Origin of the sequence: Agrobacterium sp. NPDC090283, assembly GCF_044769685.1 — a bacterium.
GTDB lineage: Bacteria > Pseudomonadota > Alphaproteobacteria > Rhizobiales > Rhizobiaceae > Agrobacterium.
On record NZ_JBIVYG010000002.1, the window covers coordinates 325,845 to 342,701 of the forward strand.

13 protein-coding genes are annotated in these 16,857 nt (G+C 61.3%); 1 reads left to right on the plus strand and 12 read right to left on the minus strand.

Annotated features, from left to right (window positions below):
- Positions 1–40: 40 nt before the first annotated feature.
- Genes ACIQUH_RS04465 through ACIQUH_RS04490 form a run of 6 tightly spaced genes read right to left on the minus strand, consistent with a single transcriptional unit; the run spans position 41 to position 7,940 of the window.
- Positions 41–1,636, minus strand: coding sequence for an ABC transporter substrate-binding protein (locus ACIQUH_RS04465; RefSeq protein WP_400812819.1), 1,596 nt, complete (start codon positions 1,634–1,636; stop codon positions 41–43).
- 43 nt (positions 1,637–1,679) lie between these two features.
- The gene (locus ACIQUH_RS04470) at positions 1,680–2,813 is read right to left on the minus strand and encodes a DUF917 domain-containing protein (protein WP_400812820.1); all 1,134 of its coding nucleotides are present in this window, start codon (positions 2,811–2,813) and stop codon (positions 1,680–1,682) included.
- Entirely contained in the window at positions 2,806–4,362 is a 1,557-nt protein-coding gene (locus ACIQUH_RS04475) for a hydantoinase/oxoprolinase N-terminal domain-containing protein (RefSeq protein WP_400812821.1), read from the minus strand. The genes ACIQUH_RS04470 and ACIQUH_RS04475 overlap by 8 nt, the downstream gene beginning before the upstream one ends.
- A 17-nt stretch (positions 4,363–4,379) precedes the next feature.
- The gene (gene nikE, locus ACIQUH_RS04480) at positions 4,380–6,026 is read right to left on the minus strand and encodes a nickel ABC transporter ATP-binding protein NikE (protein ID WP_400812822.1); all 1,647 of its coding nucleotides are present in this window, start codon (positions 6,024–6,026) and stop codon (positions 4,380–4,382) included.
- Positions 6,027–6,030: 4 nt separating this feature from the next.
- Complete coding sequence (locus tag ACIQUH_RS04485) at positions 6,031–6,912, minus strand: ABC transporter permease (protein WP_020813268.1); 882 nt, start codon at positions 6,910–6,912, stop codon at positions 6,031–6,033.
- Positions 6,912–7,940, minus strand: a complete 1,029-nt coding sequence (locus ACIQUH_RS04490) for an ABC transporter permease (RefSeq protein ID WP_400812823.1) — start codon at positions 7,938–7,940, stop codon at positions 6,912–6,914. Before ACIQUH_RS04490 ends, ACIQUH_RS04485 begins: the two co-directional genes overlap by 1 nt.
- Before the next feature lie 136 nt (positions 7,941–8,076).
- On the opposite strand from ACIQUH_RS04490, the gene ACIQUH_RS04495 reads away from it, so the two are divergent.
- A complete protein-coding gene (locus ACIQUH_RS04495) occupies positions 8,077–10,428 on the plus strand; it encodes a LuxR C-terminal-related transcriptional regulator (RefSeq protein WP_400812824.1) in 2,352 nt (783 codons plus the stop codon).
- A 3-nt stretch (positions 10,429–10,431) separates the two neighbouring features.
- On the opposite strand, the gene ACIQUH_RS04500 is transcribed toward ACIQUH_RS04495, so the two are convergent.
- From ACIQUH_RS04500 to ACIQUH_RS04525, 6 genes are read right to left on the minus strand one after another with little or no spacing between them, the layout of a single operon-like run.
- A complete protein-coding gene (locus ACIQUH_RS04500; RefSeq protein ID WP_400812825.1) occupies positions 10,432–11,142 on the minus strand; it encodes a ribonuclease activity regulator RraA in 711 nt (236 codons plus the stop codon).
- A gap of 34 nt (positions 11,143–11,176) precedes the next feature.
- Positions 11,177–11,974: an NAD-dependent epimerase/dehydratase family protein gene (locus ACIQUH_RS04505; protein WP_400812826.1), complete on the minus strand. Its 798-nt coding sequence runs from the start codon at positions 11,972–11,974 to the stop codon at positions 11,177–11,179.
- Between the two features lie 9 nt (positions 11,975–11,983).
- Entirely contained in the window at positions 11,984–13,708 is a 1,725-nt protein-coding gene (gene araD, locus ACIQUH_RS04510) for an L-arabinonate dehydratase (protein ID WP_400812827.1), read from the minus strand.
- 37 nt (positions 13,709–13,745) lie between these two features.
- The gene (locus ACIQUH_RS04515; protein ID WP_400812828.1) at positions 13,746–14,825 is read right to left on the minus strand and encodes an ABC transporter ATP-binding protein; all 1,080 of its coding nucleotides are present in this window, start codon (positions 14,823–14,825) and stop codon (positions 13,746–13,748) included.
- Positions 14,826–14,847: 22 nt separating this feature from the next.
- Positions 14,848–15,891 carry a carbohydrate ABC transporter permease gene (locus ACIQUH_RS04520; RefSeq protein ID WP_400812829.1) on the minus strand — a complete coding sequence of 348 codons (1,044 nt, stop codon included), beginning with the start codon at positions 15,889–15,891 and terminating at the stop codon, positions 14,848–14,850.
- The gene (locus ACIQUH_RS04525) at positions 15,884–16,852 is read right to left on the minus strand and encodes a carbohydrate ABC transporter permease (RefSeq protein WP_400812830.1); all 969 of its coding nucleotides are present in this window, start codon (positions 16,850–16,852) and stop codon (positions 15,884–15,886) included. The genes ACIQUH_RS04520 and ACIQUH_RS04525 overlap by 8 nt, the downstream gene beginning before the upstream one ends.
- Positions 16,853–16,857: the final 5 nt, after the last annotated feature.

Here is a 16,857-nt window from a genome sequence, read left to right on the forward strand (position 1 = left end):
CCCGCCATTTGTGGCGGGGCCGGTTTTCATGAGGCGGAGATCACTCCGCCTTGCAGTCCCAATGGAAGTTGGAGAAGTTCAGGTCCCAGCTCTGCATGGGAATGAACTCGTAACCCTGAAGGCACTTGTTCGCCGCATAACGGCGGTTCGGCGCAACGGCCCAGACGTCCGGCTGAAGATCGGCGATCTTCGTCTGCAGTTCCTTGTAGGTGGCGTTCTGCTCATTGACATCGGTGGTGGCGCGAACCTTGTCGATCAACCCGTCGATGTCCGCATTCTGCAACCATTCCATCGACATCCAGGTGCCGGACGCCTTGGAATGATACTGGTTGTAGAACATCGAATCCGGCGACGGATAGGTTGGCGAGATGTTTACCTGCGTCGATGCCGGCGTCGTTTCCGGCTTGGAGGACAGCTCGACGATGCGGTTCCACGGTTCCGGCTTGATATCGAGCGTGATGCCGATCTGCTCGAGGCTGGACTGCAACAGCAACGCCACTTCGGCCTCGAAGGCGAGCGACGCGACATAGCTGTTGACCAGCGTGATCTTCTGGCCGGCATATTTAGACTTCGCCAGTTCTTCCTTGGCTTTTTCCAGATCGTAGACGCCCGGCTGGATATCGCCGTTATGCGCATCCTTGAACGCGTCGGAAAGCGGTCCGCGCATGTCGAAGCCCGGATAGATCACTTCCTGGATCGTCTTGTAGTCGGTCGCATAGGCGATGGCGCGGCGAACGTGCACGTCGTCGGTCGGATAGACCTTGGTGTTCAGCTTGATGACGAAACCGCCGGCGGTGCGGGTCTGGATCAGCTTGTAACCCTTCATCCGGCCGATGGATTCATAGGTGTCGTTGCCAAGCCCGTGCGAGGAAAGGCCGAGTTCGCCCTTTTCCGCCAGCGCCTTGACGGTGGCGTCGTCGCTGGTCTGCACGAAGCGCACTTCGTCAATCGGCTTACCCTTGGTCCAGCCGAGGAAATAGTCCGCATTGCGGGCAATGACCATGTCGGCGGAACGATTGTAGCTGACGAGCTTGTAGGGGCCGGAACCGGCGGAATGTTCGCCGACATAGGCCTCGCCCCACTTGTCTTCGGGCTTGGCATTGGCTTCGATCAGCGTCTTGTTCATGGCCATCATCAAGGGCGTTGCCGCCATGAAGGGCGAGAACTGGCGCTCGATCTTCATGACCAGCGTCGCATCGTCAGGCGCGGTGACGTTTTCGGGCTTCAGCACGCCAACGATGAGGTTCGACGGGCCCTTGTTGATGCCGAGCAGGCGCTGGATCGACCAGGCAAGATCGGCAGCCTTCACCGCCGTGCCGTCCTGGAATTTCGCATCGTCGCGCAGGTGGAAGGTGTAGGTCAGGCCATCTGGCGAAATCTCCCAGGATTTCGCCAGATGCGGCACGATCTCGCCCTTGGCATTCACCGTGGTCAGGCCGTCATACATATTCACGATGGCCATGTAGCCGGTGTAATCAGTCACCTTCGCCGGGTCGAGCGAGCTGAATATCTGCATGGTGTTGACCGCGACCGACACCTTGTCTTCCGCAAGGGCTGCGGAAGCAACAAACGGCAGTGCGAGCGCCGTGCCGAGCGCCAGCGCGGCGAGACGGGAAGAAACTACAGGCATTTTCATTATCGTTCTCCTCTTTATTGCGGGTCATTGGCCCCGCTTATGGTTAGGCAGCCTTGCTGACCGGAACGGGCAGCGGTGAGAAAGGAATGTCCGGGTAACCGAAGGCCGCCGGCCCGACGACCTCAAGCGCGCGGGCGCTGCGCAGCAGGTCGTGGCAGGGGATGGCGATGACGGCGACGCGCTGGCCATAACGCAGGACTTCGGTGGTGATCGGATATCCCGTGTCGACATCAAGCAGGACGATCAGGTCGGGAACCGTCACTTCCACCTTGCCGTCACGGGAAAACAGCAGAAATTCGTTCTGGATGGCGACGCCCGCCGTCTGGCCGGCGCAGTCGTCGAAGCCCGACAGCGTGAGATCGCCGACCGCGAAACCGCCGCGCAGATGGCGCTTCAGATCGGTGATCTTGCCGTTGAAGATGCGCCGCCCGCCTTCCAGTGCGCAGACTGCGGCAATCGGGTCCTCCTGCTGTTTGCGGGCGCGGATCACCGCCTCACCGATGGCGATCGCCTTGGTGTAGGTTTTCGGAATGCCGTATTGGTGCACGTAATGCGCCTGCATCGGCGCCGTTGCCAGCATCGCGCCGCCGCCCTGCGAAACGACGCAGGCGCGCGCCATGCGCTCGTGCCAGACTTCGGAAACGGCATGGCTGAAGATGACGGCATTGCCGTGCAGATCGCACATCACCGACGGCGTGGAACTGTGGCCGTAGATGGAGAAGGTGGTCATCTGCATTTCCGGGAAGGCGCGACCCATGCCGTCGCAATCGAGGATCGGCAGGCCGCCCAGCGCCGCTGTCACCAGCGGGTTCATGGAATTGGAACCGCCGATTTCCTCGCAGACAATGGCGTCGACAGGCGCGCGGATCAGCTCTTCCATCGCCCGCAGGCAACGCAAGCCTTCGCGGCCTTCGCGAATGCGTTCGACACCAACGACAGGCGCGCCGATGCCGCCGATCGACATGCAGAGCGCGTCCGGCTCAATGGCGTCGGTTGCGAGGATTTTCATCTCGTAACCGGCCTTCATGGCTTCCAGCGCCAGCAGCTTGCCGAGATAGGGATTGCCGCCGCCGCCGGTGCCGAGAATGCCGGCGCCGATTTCCAGCGCATCGAGATCTTCACGGGTCAGCGTCCGCAATGCCGCTTCGTCATATTTCAGCTTGCGTGTCTCAGCCATGATTGGCTCCCATTTCTCCAACAACTTTCACATGAATGCGGGTGGCGTTGCCGGGCAGGTATGCAAGCGGCATGTCCTCGCGCTCGATGACATCAAGCGTTTCGGCAATCGCGCCGGCGGCAATCGCTTTTTCGCGCGCCTCCGCTTCCGCCTCGGCCAGTGCGCTCTCGCGCGTGCGTCCGTCCACCAGCGAGAAGACCCGGTCGGTCTCACCACTGATCTGCGCAATGGCCGCGCCGACGGCATTGGCCACCGCGAAATTCTCAGGCCGGATGACTTCGAGGTCACCGATACGATCCGGCATCAGGATGGAACCACCGCCAACGGCGATCACCGGCACCGGTGACGACGAGATGCGGCTGCGCTCCACGCAGGCCTCGAGCATGTCGTTGATCTTACCGACCGCCGCATCCACGAGCTTCTTGTCGAGGCTGGAAACCAGCGCTTTCTCGCCCACATGGGCCTTGCCAGAGGCAACGGCGATATCGGTTGCCGTCAGGGTCGAGCCACCGAAGCAGAGTGCATCGCGGCGAACGCGGTAACCGACGGATTTCGGGCCGACGGTCAGGCCGTGATCGCCATGGACCACCAGCGAACCACCACCGAGACCGATGGAGAAGACATCGGGCATGCGGAAATTGGTGCGCACGCCGCCAATATCCACCGTGGTCGAGGCCTGGCGCGGGAAGCCGTGGGACAGCGAACCGACATCGGAGGTAGTGCCGCCGACATCGACCACGACGGCATCCTTGAGGCCGGTGAGGAAGGCCGCACCACGCATGGAGTTCGTCGGACCGGACGCGAAGGTAAGCACGGGGAAACCGCGCACCACATCCGCCGCCATCAGCGTGCCGTCGTTCTGCGTGATGTAGAACGGGCAGGTGATGCCCGCAGCCTTCAGCGCCTCGCCGAAAGCCGCAACGGTGCGGTCGGCCAGCGACAGCAGGCTGGCATTCATGATTGCAGCACTTTCACGCGCAAGCAGACCGTGACGGCCAATATCCTTGGACATCACCACCGGCAGGCCCGGGCAGCGCTCCTGCAGGATCTCCTTCGCCCGCAGCTCCATCGCATCGTTGATGCCGCTGAAGACACAGGTGACGGCAGCGGCCTTCAGGCCCTTGGCGCGGATATCGGCGGCGATGCGGACAATTTCATCCTCATCGAGCGGCGAAATTTCGCGGCCGTCGAATTCGTAACCGCCGCGCACCTGATAACCGTGGTTGCCGACGATTTCCTTCAGGTCATCCGGCCAGTCGACCATGGGCGGCAGACCGGCGCCGGATGGCAGGCCGAGACGGATGGCGGCCACCTCGTCCATATGCCGGCGCTCGATCACCGCATTGGTAAAATGCGTGGTGCCGATCATCACGGCGCCAATGCGTGCCCTGTTTATGCCCGATGCCTCGATGACCTTTTCAAGGGCTTCGATGACACCGGATGTCACATCCTCTGTCGTTGAGGCCTTCACCCCCGCCAGAACGGTTTTATCCTGCAACACAACGGCATCGGTATTCGTGCCGCCGACGTCAATTCCAACGCGATACACGTCAGGCTCCTCTTTCATCAATCGGTCGTTTTTACGAGGAAACGCATGCGCTCTTCCTCGGTCACGGTGGGTTTGAGACGTTCTTCCTCGTCGGTGACGACGGGGATTGCCGCGATCAGGGCGCGGGTATAGGGATGGGCCGGCTCGGCAAAGACCGCCGACGTCACACCCTCCTCGACAATCTCGCCGCGCAGCATGATGGCGATGCGTGAGCAGAAATTGCGCATCAGCGACAGGTCGTGCGAGATCATCAGATAGGTCAGGCCAAGCTCTTCGCGCAGCTGCAGCAGAAGGTCGATCACCGTCTTCTGCACGGAGACATCGAGTGCCGCAGTCGGCTCATCGAGGATGAGGATTTTCGGTTCTGCCGCGAGCGCGCGGGCAATCGCCACGCGCTGCTTCTGACCGCCGGAAAGCTCGTGCGGATATTTGCCGAGATAGGATTGCGGCAGCCGCACCAGCCCCATCAGTTCCTGCATCCGGCTTTCCCGTGCCTGCCCATCCATACCGATAGATTTCAACGGCAGGGAAAGCGTCTGCCTGACGGTACGCTTCGGATTGAGCGAAGTGCCCGGATTTTGGTAAACGATCTGCGTCAGCCGCTTGCCGCGCTCAGGCACCGGGGCGTCGATGACGAGATTACCGGAGGTGGGACGCGAAAGGCCCATGATCATGCGGGCAACCGAGGTCTTGCCGGAACCGGATTCGCCCGCAAGGCCAAAAACCTCGCCCTGCTTCAGCGTCAGGTTCACGTCGCGCACGGCATGGTAGCCATTGCGCCTGCCGTAAATCTTGTTCAGGCCTTCGATTGTGATGATCGGCTGCCGAGCGCTTTGCGCGAGATCCGTGACACGCGGGCCATAAAGCGGCGGCACCGCATCCAGCAGCGAACGCGTATAATCCGCGGCGGGAGCATGCAGGATTTGCGTGCAAGGGCCGGTTTCGACGATATCGCCGTGATGCATGACCACCACCCGGTCCGCCACCTTGCGCACGACGCCGAGATTGTGGGTGATCATCAGTAGCGCCATGTTTTCTTCGGCAACCAGCTGGTTGATGAGATTGAGGATTTCATCCTGCGTGGTCACGTCGAGTGCGGTGCCGGGCTCATCTGCGATCAGGAGCTTCGGCTGATGCAGCAGGGCAAGCCCGATCAGCACGCGCTGGCGCATACCGCCCGAAAGCTCGGACGGATAGGCATTCATCACCCGCTCGGTATCGGCAAGCTGCACCCGCCGCAAAACGGCTGCGATGCGGTTGCGGCGCTCCGCCTTTGACGAGTTGATACCATCGCGTTTGTCGGCAAAGCGCATGACATCATCGAGATGCGTGCCGATCTTGAAGACCGGATTGAAGGAGGAGAGCGGGTCCTGCATGATCAGTGAAAACGCCGTTCCCTTCAGCGCCTCACGTTCTCTACGCGGCAGGGCAAGCACGTCGCGGCCATCAATGACGATGGCGCCTGATGTGATCGCAGCATTCTTCGGCAGGGTGCCGATAATCGCCTTGGCGGTGACGGATTTGCCCGATCCGGTTTCTCCGATCAGCGCTACGCGCTCGCCCGCGGCAACCGTGAAGGCGACATCGCGCAACACCTGCCGGGTGCGACCATAATTGGTGAAGGTGACGTTGAGGTTTTCGACCTTGAGAAGCGGTTCAGTCATGGCCTTAGCTTTCCACGTCGAACATGTCGCGCAGGCCGTCGCCCAGCAGGTTGAAACCCAGCGTCACGTAAAGCACGGCCGCACCGGGGCAGAGTACTTCCCACCAGAAATCCGGCATGAACTGGCGCCCGTCGGCAACCATCGATCCGAGGTCGGGGGTCGGCGGCTTGACGCCGAAACCGAGGAAGCTCAGCGTCGCGCCGAACAGGATGACAAAGGCGGCATCGAGCGTCGTCTTGACGGATATGACCGAGACGCAATTGGGCAGGATTTCGCGAAAGAGGATATGCAGGGGGCCGGCACCGGCTAGACGCGCCGCCTCGATGTAGTCTTCGGACGCAATGGACTTCGACACCGAATAGATCAGCCGCGCATGCCAGGTCCACCACAGCAGGGTGATCGCGATCATGGCGTTCATCAGCGTCGGTTCCAGGAGGTTGGAGACCGCCAGCGCCATGACGAGCGGCGGCATGGCCAGCATCACATTCGTCAGGCCGCTGATGAGTTTCTCGGTCCAGCCACCGAAATAACCGGCAATGAGGCCAAGCACCGTGCCAACAGGTACCGAAATGCCGAGCACGCCGATGACAAGAAGGAGGGAAACACGCAGCCCGAAAATGGTGCGGGAAAAGATATCGCGGCCGGCCTTGTCGGTGCCGAACCAGTGCTCCAGATCCGGCGGCATATGGCGGGCGCGGAAATCGACGACCGCGCCGATATGTTTCGGATAGGGCGTGAGCCATGGCGCGAAGACCGCCAGCACCAGCACCGACAGAAGGATCAGCGAACCGATAACCGCCGCCGGATTCCGGCTGAAGCGATACCACATCATGTAACCGGCGCTTAAACCGCGATCGGTGGGTTCGAGCATTTTCATATCAGCCATCAGCGAGCCTCCTTGCGGCGCAGGCGCGGGTCGATGATCGAGATCAGGACATCCACGATCAGGTTCGCAACGATGAAGAACAGGCCGGCCACCAGCACCACGGCGGTCACAGCATTGAGGTCTTTCTGCAGGATGGCGTTCAACCCGTAGGAAGCGAAACCGCCCCAGGCGAAGACCATCTCGATCACGAAGGCATTGCCGATCAGCGACGCGAATTCGAGACCCATGATCGTCAGCGGCGCGATGGAAGAGAGCTTCAGCAGATAACGGAAGATGATCACCCGCTCTGGCACGCCGAAGCTCTGCAGGGTCAGCACATGGTCCTTGCGCTGGTTTTCAATCATCGAGGAGCGGGTAATGCGGGTGATCTGGCCGATGCCGGCCATGGAAAGCGCAAAAGCCGGCAGCGCAAGGTGTTTCAGCGCATCCAGCACCACATCGAACCGTCCTGCCAGCATGCCGTCGATCAGGATGAAGCCCGTCGGGCCGCCCTGCCAACCAAGCGAGTGATCGAGCCTGCCGATGATCGGCCAGCCGGAGAGAAAACGGGCGGCCAATAATTGCAGCGTGATGGCGAAAAGAAAGCTCGGGATCGTCACCCCGGTAAGCGACAGGATACGGCCGATATGGTCCAGTGGCCGGTCGCGGTAATGCGCGGTGATGACGCCTAGCGGAATGGCGACGGCGAACATGAAGATGACCGAGACCAGCACCAGTTCGACGGTTGCCGGAACGGTCTGCGCCAGATCGGTGGTGACGGGGCGCTGCGACACCAGCGAGAAACCAAGATCGCCATGCAGCGCATTGCCGATGTAATCGAGATATTGGATGGCAAGCGGCTTATCGAGGCCCATCTGTCCGCGCAGCGCATCCACCTGCTCCTGCGTTGCCGCAGGACCCAACGCCATGCGGGCGGGATCTCCCGGCACCACACGGGCGAGCCCGAAAATCATGATGGACAGGGCGATCATGACCAGCACGAAGGTGCCGAGCCTGTTCAAAATCGCGACCAGCGGATGTTGCTGCATCGGTGGAACGTTCCTTGTGCATCGGTTGCCTGAGCACAAGTTTTCACCAGATGGCGGTTCGAACAATTGCCGAAAGGTATAGTTTTTTAAAGAATGAGTATAGGTTTTTAAATCTGGATGCCCTATCCCTTTCCCGATGACACTCCTGCCCCGTCCCCGCCTATGCCACCGCATCGCCAGCGAAACCGCGGGCGCGGTGTTTCTGCGCGCGCCGGCGGGTGCCGGAAAAAGCGTGCTGCTGGAGATGCTCGCAGAAGCACTGGGAACGCAGATATGCCGCACGCACCAGCCGCAAAGCGACGACGCGGTAAATGGCTGCCTGCTGTGGGACGTTCCGGTCTTTGCACGGGCAGTACGCATGCCCGCCCCCATTCTGGAGTCGGTGCGTTTCGTCGTCATCGCCTGCCGGCCGGACCAACGGATCAGCGGGATGGCGCGGCACATCCTGCATCGCGGCTCGCTCACCATAGGATCGGACGAACTGGCCTTCAGGCAGGATGAGGCGGAAAGCCTTCCACCCGAACAGAAGCATCTGGCACTCGAGGATTATGCGGGATGGCCGGCCTTCCTGTCGCTGGCGCGCCTGCCGGATGAAACCTTATGCGCCGACTATCTGCGCGAAAACTATCTGCCGCATCTTTCCCCTGCCCAAACGGTCGAACTGTCCTTCTGGCTCGAAAATCCCTCCGCAGACCCAGATGCGGACTGGACCAGGCTTCTGCCGCCCTTTCTGACGGGAAAGCCCGACAATCACCGCACGCTGATACGGCTTCTGACGGTAGCGGCAAAAGAACGCCTCGCCACATTGCAGGCCGGCAGCGCCGTCGTGGAGGTCGCCTCGGCGTTCGAAAAGGCCGGACGTTCGCTCGCCGCCATGGCCATGCTGCTGGACCGCGGTTACGAGACCCATGCTGCACAAATCCTCGAGCGCGCCGATGGCCGTGAGCTGATCTACAGAAGCAGCGTCGACCGGTTTCGCGAAATCATCATGCGGTTTTCGCAGGATATGATCGCGGCCAATGAAACCGTGCTCTTCGCCGTCACCCGTGCGCTGCTGAAACAGGGTGAATTGCAGCGCGTGCGCCATCTGCTCGGTAAAAGCCTCGGTTCGGATTATCTCGATCCGCTGAAGGTGCTTGCCCGTGGCTCGCGGTTTTCCTTCGCCGCCCGCACCTTCCGGCTGAACCTGATGATCGCCGAGGATCTGACGCCCAATGACGCTGTCATAACGCGGCTCGGCGAGTTCATGGCAGATTATCCGATGGACGATCACGGCAAATGGGCAGCCTATTATAATGCGCTGCTCGAATTCGAAATTCGTCGCCGCAATTTCCGCGAGGCGGAGGCGGCTGCCGCCCGCGCGCTTATCTATCTGCGCAAGATGGGCGGGCAGCCCCTGCTGGAATTCTTCATCCACCTGCACCAGATCGTGCTGCGGCTGATGAGCGGCGATGTGCTTCTGGCCCGCCGGGCGGCGCAGGAGGCGCGCGCACGGCTGGAACAGGTGCCGCATGATGCGGTGCAGGAGTTCCGGATGCTGCGGCTGGCGGAAGCCTGCCTTGCCTATGAAGCGGGAAAGCCACGCGACCTTCTGCATTTCGTCGAGCACGAATTCGATCACTTCGCCGCTGCCGAAATCTGGCCGAGCCTGATGCAATTCGCCCTGTTTTACGCCTCGCAGGTGTTGATCGACCATTTTCCGATGACCGTTCGTCCAGGCTTTCTCGATGGCCTGTGGATTCACCTTTCGGAAGGACTGCAATTCCATGCGATGATGGAGATCAGGACGGCCCTCGCCTATCAGAACGCCAACCGCTGGGCGGATGCCGCCGCAACGCTTTCGGCAATCCGCATGCCGATGGGCCGCAACTGGGTTGAGAGCGCACATGAGGATCTTTCCCGGCTGACACGCCGCGACGAAATCGCCTATGTCATGGCCTGGCTTCGCGATGCGGTGCATCTTTTCACGCCGCGCGCCTATCTCTCCCGGCAGATCGACGCGATGATCGCCAATCCCAAGGTCACCAATCGTGAAAAGGTCGCGCTGAGGATCTGGCAGAGCTACGCCGCGCAGCAGCGCCGCGACAATGCCGCCGCCCGCGCCCATATCCTCACCGCCCTTGAATCGGCAACCCGCCTTGGCTGCAACGGCGTGCTTTCGGAAGAGCGCGTCTTTCTGTCACCACTCCTGAACAATCGCCGCATCCGCAGTTTCATCGAAACCTCTTCCGATGTGCGCACCGCGCTGTCGATTTTCGCCGCCTCGGTCAACTCGCCGCAGGCACGCGCCCTGCATGGCGGGCTTTCCCAGCGCGAAGCGCAGATGCTGCAACTGCTGGCCAGCGGCATGTCCAACAAGAAGATCGCCCAGACGCTCAACATCTCGGAAGTGACGGTGAAATTTCACCTCGGCAACCTCTTCCGCAAACTGGATTGCAAACGCCGCGCGGAGGCGATCCGCGCGGCGAAAGCACTGGGCTGGCTGTGAGGTTCAGCGGTTGTTCTTCTTGCGCCATTCGGCGAAGGCCGTCTGGTGTTCGTCCTTGGTGCAGGGGTAAAGCCCGATGATCGTCTGGCCGGCCTTGACCTGCTCCACCACGAAGTCCTCATAAGCCGTCATTTCCACCGCCTCGGTCGCCACCTCATCGGCTATACCCGCCGGGATGACGATGACGCAATCGGCATCACCGACGATGATATCACCCGGAAAGACCGGCGCATCGCCGCAGCCGATCGGGCCGTTGATCTCGATAGCCTCATGTTTGGTGAGGTTGGTGGGGCTTGAAGGGCGGGTGTGGTAAGCAGGAATATCCAGCTCGGCAATGGTGGCCGCATCACGGAAACCGCCATCGGAAACGATGCCCGCTCCGCCGCGAACCATCAGTCGCGTGACGAGGATATCGCCGGCCGAGGCGGCAGTGGCGTCCTTGCGGCTGTCCATCACAAGCACATGGCCCGGCGGGCAGGTCTCGATGGCGACGCGCTGCGGATGGGCGGGATTGCGGAACTCCACGAGCTGATTGCGATCCTCACGGGCCGGCATGTAGCGCAGGGTAAAGGCCGGGCCCACCATGTTCGTGCCCTTGTAGCCGAGCGGGCGCACGCCCTGGATGACCTGATTGCGCAGGCCGCGCTTGTAAAGCGCCGTCGCCAGCGTGGCGACGGAAATCGTCAACAGTTTTTCGCGGGTTTCATTGTTCATGTCTGTCTCCTCGCAGTGGGCGGATGGATGTGTTTCAAGTTCTGTGAATGGGCTCGTCTGTGAAGATGCCGCCCTGATATTTCGCTATCGCGGCCTCCGGGTCGGGGCGCGGTACGTCGCGTTCGATTTCCGCCCGGTAATGTGCAGCATTGTCGCGCCGCTGCCAGCCGAGAAAATCAACATGGGAATTGTCCCACCAGCTGTCGTCATTTGCCGAAACGCCCCAGATGACCGGGCAGCCGAGTTTCGGCACGCGGAAGGTTGCCTCAATCAGCGAGACGAAATCGCCGTAGCTGAGCCAGGTGGACAACATTCGCCAGTTGGCGGGTTTTTCTTCGCAGGAGCCGATGCGGACAATCGCCGTCTCCTGCCCGAATTTGGAATGATAGAGGCTTGCCATCGCCTCACCGAAAATCTTCGAGACGCCATAAAGGCCGTCCGGCAGAAAGGGTGTCTCGGGGGCAAGCTGCTGACCCTGTGGATAATAACCGATCGTGTGATTGCTGGAAGCGAACAGAATACGCGGCATGCCGTTCAGCCTTGCCGCCTCATAGAGATTGTAGACCCCACGCAGATTGGCGGCCTCTATCGGATCGAAAGCCCTCTCGACGGAGACACCGCCGAGATGAACGATGCCGTCGCAACCCTTGACGAGATCGTGCACCGCCTGCTCGTCTTCGAGCGCGCAGGAAACGAGCTCCTCGTGAGGGGCTGGCGTACCCAAATCGACGACGTCGGAAAGGCGGATGGTCTCGGCGACATGGCCAAGCCGTCCGCGCAGCATGCTGCCCAGCTTGCCGCCGGCACCGGTGATGAGCAATCGCTTCAACATGTCGCGTCCTTAGAAAATATCGGGCTCGCCGGCGGTGCGGCCGAAATCCGTCTGCAGGAAGTCAAAGTCGCAGCCTTGATCGGCCTGGGTGACGTGCTTGGAAAAGAGATAGCCATAACCGCGCTCATAACGCGGCGCGGGCGCCTGCCAGGCCGCCCGGCGGCTGGCAATTTCCTCTTCGCTGACCAGCATGTCGAGGCGACGCTGCGGCAGGTCGAGGCGCACGATATCGCCGGTTTTCAGGAGCGCCAGCGGGCCGCCAACAAAGCTTTCCGGTGCAACGTGCAGCACGCAGGCACCGTAGGACGTGCCGGACATGCGGGCATCGGAAATGCGCACCATGTCGCGGTGCCCCTTCTTGATCAGCGCCTTGGGGATCGGCAGCATGCCCCATTCCGGAAATCCGGGACCACCGAGCGGACCGGCATTGCGCAGGACCAGAACATGATCCGGCGTGACATCCAGATTCTCGTCATCGATGGCCTTCTTCATGTCCGGATAGCTGTCGAAAACCAGCGCGGGGCCTTCGTGGATATGGTATTTCGGATCACAGGCGGCGGGCTTTATGACGGCGCCGTCAGGGCAGAGATTGCCGCGCAGCACCGCAAGCGAGCCTTCCGCATAAACGGGATTGTCGAGCGAGCGGATGACGTCGTCATTATAGACCTTCGCGCCTTCGAGGTTCTCGCCCATGCTGCGGCCGGTCACGGTCAGCGCCGAACAGTCGAGACGGCTTTCCAGCTGCTTCATCAGCGCCCGCAGACCGCCGGCGTAATAAAAGTCCTCCATCAGATAGTCCTTGCCGGAGGGGCGGACATTGGCGATCAGCGGCGTGACCCGGCCAAGTTCGTCCAGCTCATCCAGCGTCATCGGCACGCCGGCGCGACGCGCCATGGCGATCAGGTGCACGACGGCATTGGTGGAGCAACCCGTCGCCATGGCAACGATGGCGGCATTGCGAAAGGCGTTTGTGGTGAGAATACGGTCCGGCGTCAGCTCCTCGGCCACCATCTCCACGATACGCCGGCCGCAACCTGCCGACATGCGCTGATGTTCGGCATCCACCGCCGGAATGGAGGAAGCTCCCGGCAGGGTGAGGCCAAGCGCATCCGTGATGGCAGTCATGGTCGAGGCGGTGCCCATGGTCATGCAGACCCCGGCCGAGCGGGCGATACCGCCCTGCACGCCGCGCCACTCCTCGTCGGTGACGTTACCGGCGCGGCGCTCATCCCAATATTTCCAGGCATCCGAACCGGAACCCAGCACCTTGCCGGCATAATTCCCGCGCAACATCGGGCCGGCCGGCAGATAGATCATCGGCACGCCGGCGGAGATCGCACCCATGACGAGGCCAGGCGTCGTCTTGTCGCAACCGCCCATCAGCACCACGCCGTCGAGCGGATGCGAGCGGATCATCTCCTCCGTCTCCATCGCCAGCATGTTGCGGTAAAGCATCGATGTCGGCTTGGTGAAACTCTCGTCCACCGAGAGCGACGGCATTTCGACCGGGAAACCGCCGGCCTGCAGCACGCCGCGTTTCACATCCTTCACCCTTTCAGGGAAATGCGAGTGACAGGTGTTCAGCTCCGACCAGGTATTGAGGATACCGATGACGGGTTTGCCGACAAAATCCTCCTCCGCATAACCAAGCTGCATCATGCGCGAGCGGTGGCCGAAGCTGCGCAGGTCGTCGGGGGCGAACCAGCGGTCGGAACGGAGTTTTTTATCGGTCATGTCAATGGTCCTGCGTTACGGGTTGCGCTTAAGGCTGTCAGTCCTGCCGGAGCGTCAGCCCGCTCGTCGTGTCGAAAAGATGGATGTGTTCCAGCGGCGCCGACAGGCGGATGACTTCGTCCGCCGATGTCGAGGTCTGGCCGGAAAGATGCAGCGTTACCCGGGTGCCATCCCCGAGAGTACCGTAAAGATAGGATTCTCCACCGAGCTGTTCGGCGGTGCGCACAGACATGGTCAATGCGCCTTCGCCACCCGCCTGCACATGGTTCGGGCGAACACCGAGTGTCACTTTCTGACCGGGCTTGTAGGAAAAACCGGTCTGCGGCAGCGGGATCAGTTCGCCCGTTGCGATCTTGAGCGACGGCGTTGCATCCGAAGTTACTTCGCCAGCAAAGAAGTTCATCTTCGGCGAGCCGATGAAGCCCGCCACGAAGAGATTGGCCGGGCGATTATAGAGATCGAGCGGCACGCCGAACTGTTCGAGCTTGCCGGCGCGCAAAACGGCGATCTTGTCGGCCATGGTCATGGCCTCCACCTGATCGTGCGTCACATAGATCATGGTATTGCCCAGCCGCCGGTGCAGGCTGGAAATCTCGCCGCGCATATCGACGCGCAGCTCCGCATCGAGGTTGGAAAGCGGCTCGTCGAAGAGGAACACACGCGGCTCGCGCACCACTGCACGGCCAATGGCGACGCGCTGGCGCTGGCCGCCCGACAGGTCCTTGGGGCGACGCTCCAGCAGCTGGTCGATCTGCAGCATCTTGGCGACCTGGCTGATCTTCTCGGCGATGTCCTTCTTCGGCGTGCCGATGTTTTCAAGACCGAAAGAAAGGTTTTCGCGCACCGTCATATGCGGATAAAGCGCATAGGACTGGAACACCATGGCGAGGCCCCGATCGGCAGCGGGCACGGTGTTGACCACGTCGCCGCCGATGACGATATCGCCGCCGCTCAGTTCCTCGAGACCCGAGATCATCCGCAGCAGGGTGGACTTGCCACAGCCGGAAGGGCCGACAAAAACGCAGAACTCGCCGTGCTTGATATCGAGATCGACACCCTTGATCACATCGAGGGCACCATATGTCTTTTTGACCTGACGAAGCTGAATACTTGCCATTGTCGTATTTCCTCCCTGAGGATTATTTGCCGCCCGTGGACGCAATGCCGGTGGCGATGTATTTTTGCAGGAACATGAAGACCAGCGCGATCGGGGCGAGTGTCAGCACCGTCATGGCCAGAAGGTTGCTCCATTCCGTCGTCATCTCCCCCTGGAAGGAGTTGAGCGCCAGCTGCAGGGTGAAGTTGTCGTTGCGGGTCAGCACGATCAGCGGCCAGAGGAAGTCGTTCCAGCGCCACATGATCGCAAGGATCGCCAGAACCGCAAGCGCCGGGGCCGACAGCGGCAGGATGATGCGCCAGTAGATCTTCCATTCGCTGGCCTTGTCCATGCGCGCCGCATCGAGGATTTCATCCGGGATCGTCAGCATATATTGCCGGAGCAGGAAGACGCCGGTGGGCGTCGCGGCACCCGGAATGATGACGCCCCAGAGACTGTTGATCATGCCGAGCTGGCTGGTGATGAGAAACAGCGGCACGAGCACGACGGTCTGCGGGATCATCAATGTGCCGACGACCAGCGCCAGCACCACACCCCTGCCCTTGAACTCGTATTTCGAGAGCGCGAAGGCCGCCATGGAATTGACGATCAGCATGATGAGGGTGGAGGTCACCGTGATGAAGGTCGAGTTCCAGAAATAAAGCGGGAAATTGAACCGCTGGAAAAGCTCGGTGTAGTTTTCCGTCGCAAGCGCCACCTTTTCGGCCGGCTTCAGCTCGTTGAACGGCATCTTCAGCACTTCAGCCGGCTTGGCGGGATCGACCACCTGGGCGACGAGGCCGATGCGCCTGATCATGCCGAGCTTGCGGCCATCCTTGTCGACATAGGCCGGCAGCGGCGCTGCCTGCCCATCCACAACAACGGTTTCCTGGCTGTAGGGCAAAAGGCGCGGCGGGAAGCGCTGAAGATCGGCCTCCGTCTTGAACGAGGAGAGCACGAGCCAGACGACGGGACCGAACATCATCAGCACGGCCACGCCAAGATAGGCGTAGGACAGCCAGTCGGTCCAGTGCAGCTTGCCGTTGCGGCCGCGGGTACGGGTCAGAAATGCGCCAATCCTAGCCATCGACCTTGCTCCTGTTTGCCCGGAATTGCAGGGCGGTCAGCACCACGAGCACCACGGCGAGCAGCAGCGAAGCGGCAGCCGCAAGGCCGAAATTGCGGGGCGTCCCGGCAAAGCCGGTCTGATAGATGAACTGAATGATGAAGGTGGTCGCCGAACCCGGGCCGCCACCCGTGAAGGCAAAGACTTCATCGAAGGTCTGCACGCCCTTGATGAGCGACAGGACGAGAACGACGAGCATGGTGGGCGCAAGCAGCGGCAGGGTAATGCGCCGGAAAATGCGCCACGGGCTTGCCTTGTCAAGCTGCGCCGCCTCGTAGACATCACGCGGGATCGCCTGCAGGCCGGCCAGAAGAATGAGCGTATAGAAGCCCATATGCGCCCAGACCGACAGGAAAACCGACCAGCCGAAGGCGAGATTGGCTTCGAGCAGCCAGTCCACCGAACCAAGGCCAAGCCCCTCCATCGCCGCATTGAGAACGCCGAAACGCTGGAGAATCCATTTCCAGATCAGCGCGACAACGACGGGCGAGAGCAGAACCGGGAAGAAGAACACCGCGCGGAAGAACCCCCGCGCCCGGATATCGCGGTTGAGCACGACAGCCGTGATCAGCGAAAAGCCGACCATGAAACCCACCTGCAGCACGACGAAGAACAGCGTGTTCCAGACGGAGCGCCAGAACAGGTCGCGCTGACAGGAGTTGGGATCGAGGTAATTCTGACAGGAGAGAAGGACCGAAAAGTTTTCACCGCCCACGGAAGGACGTTCCGAAAGCAAGATATGTTCGCTGCCGGTCACGGAATAGGCCATGTTCAGCGCGATCGGCAGAAAGGCGAAGACCGCGAACAGGATCAGGTTGGGCGTCAGAAACACCCAGGCGATCCGCCGGTGGGCAAGAACCTTCTGCAGGAAGGCAAAGGGCAATTCGACGATGCCCATGACGGGCGCAAGAAATTTATACATGTGGG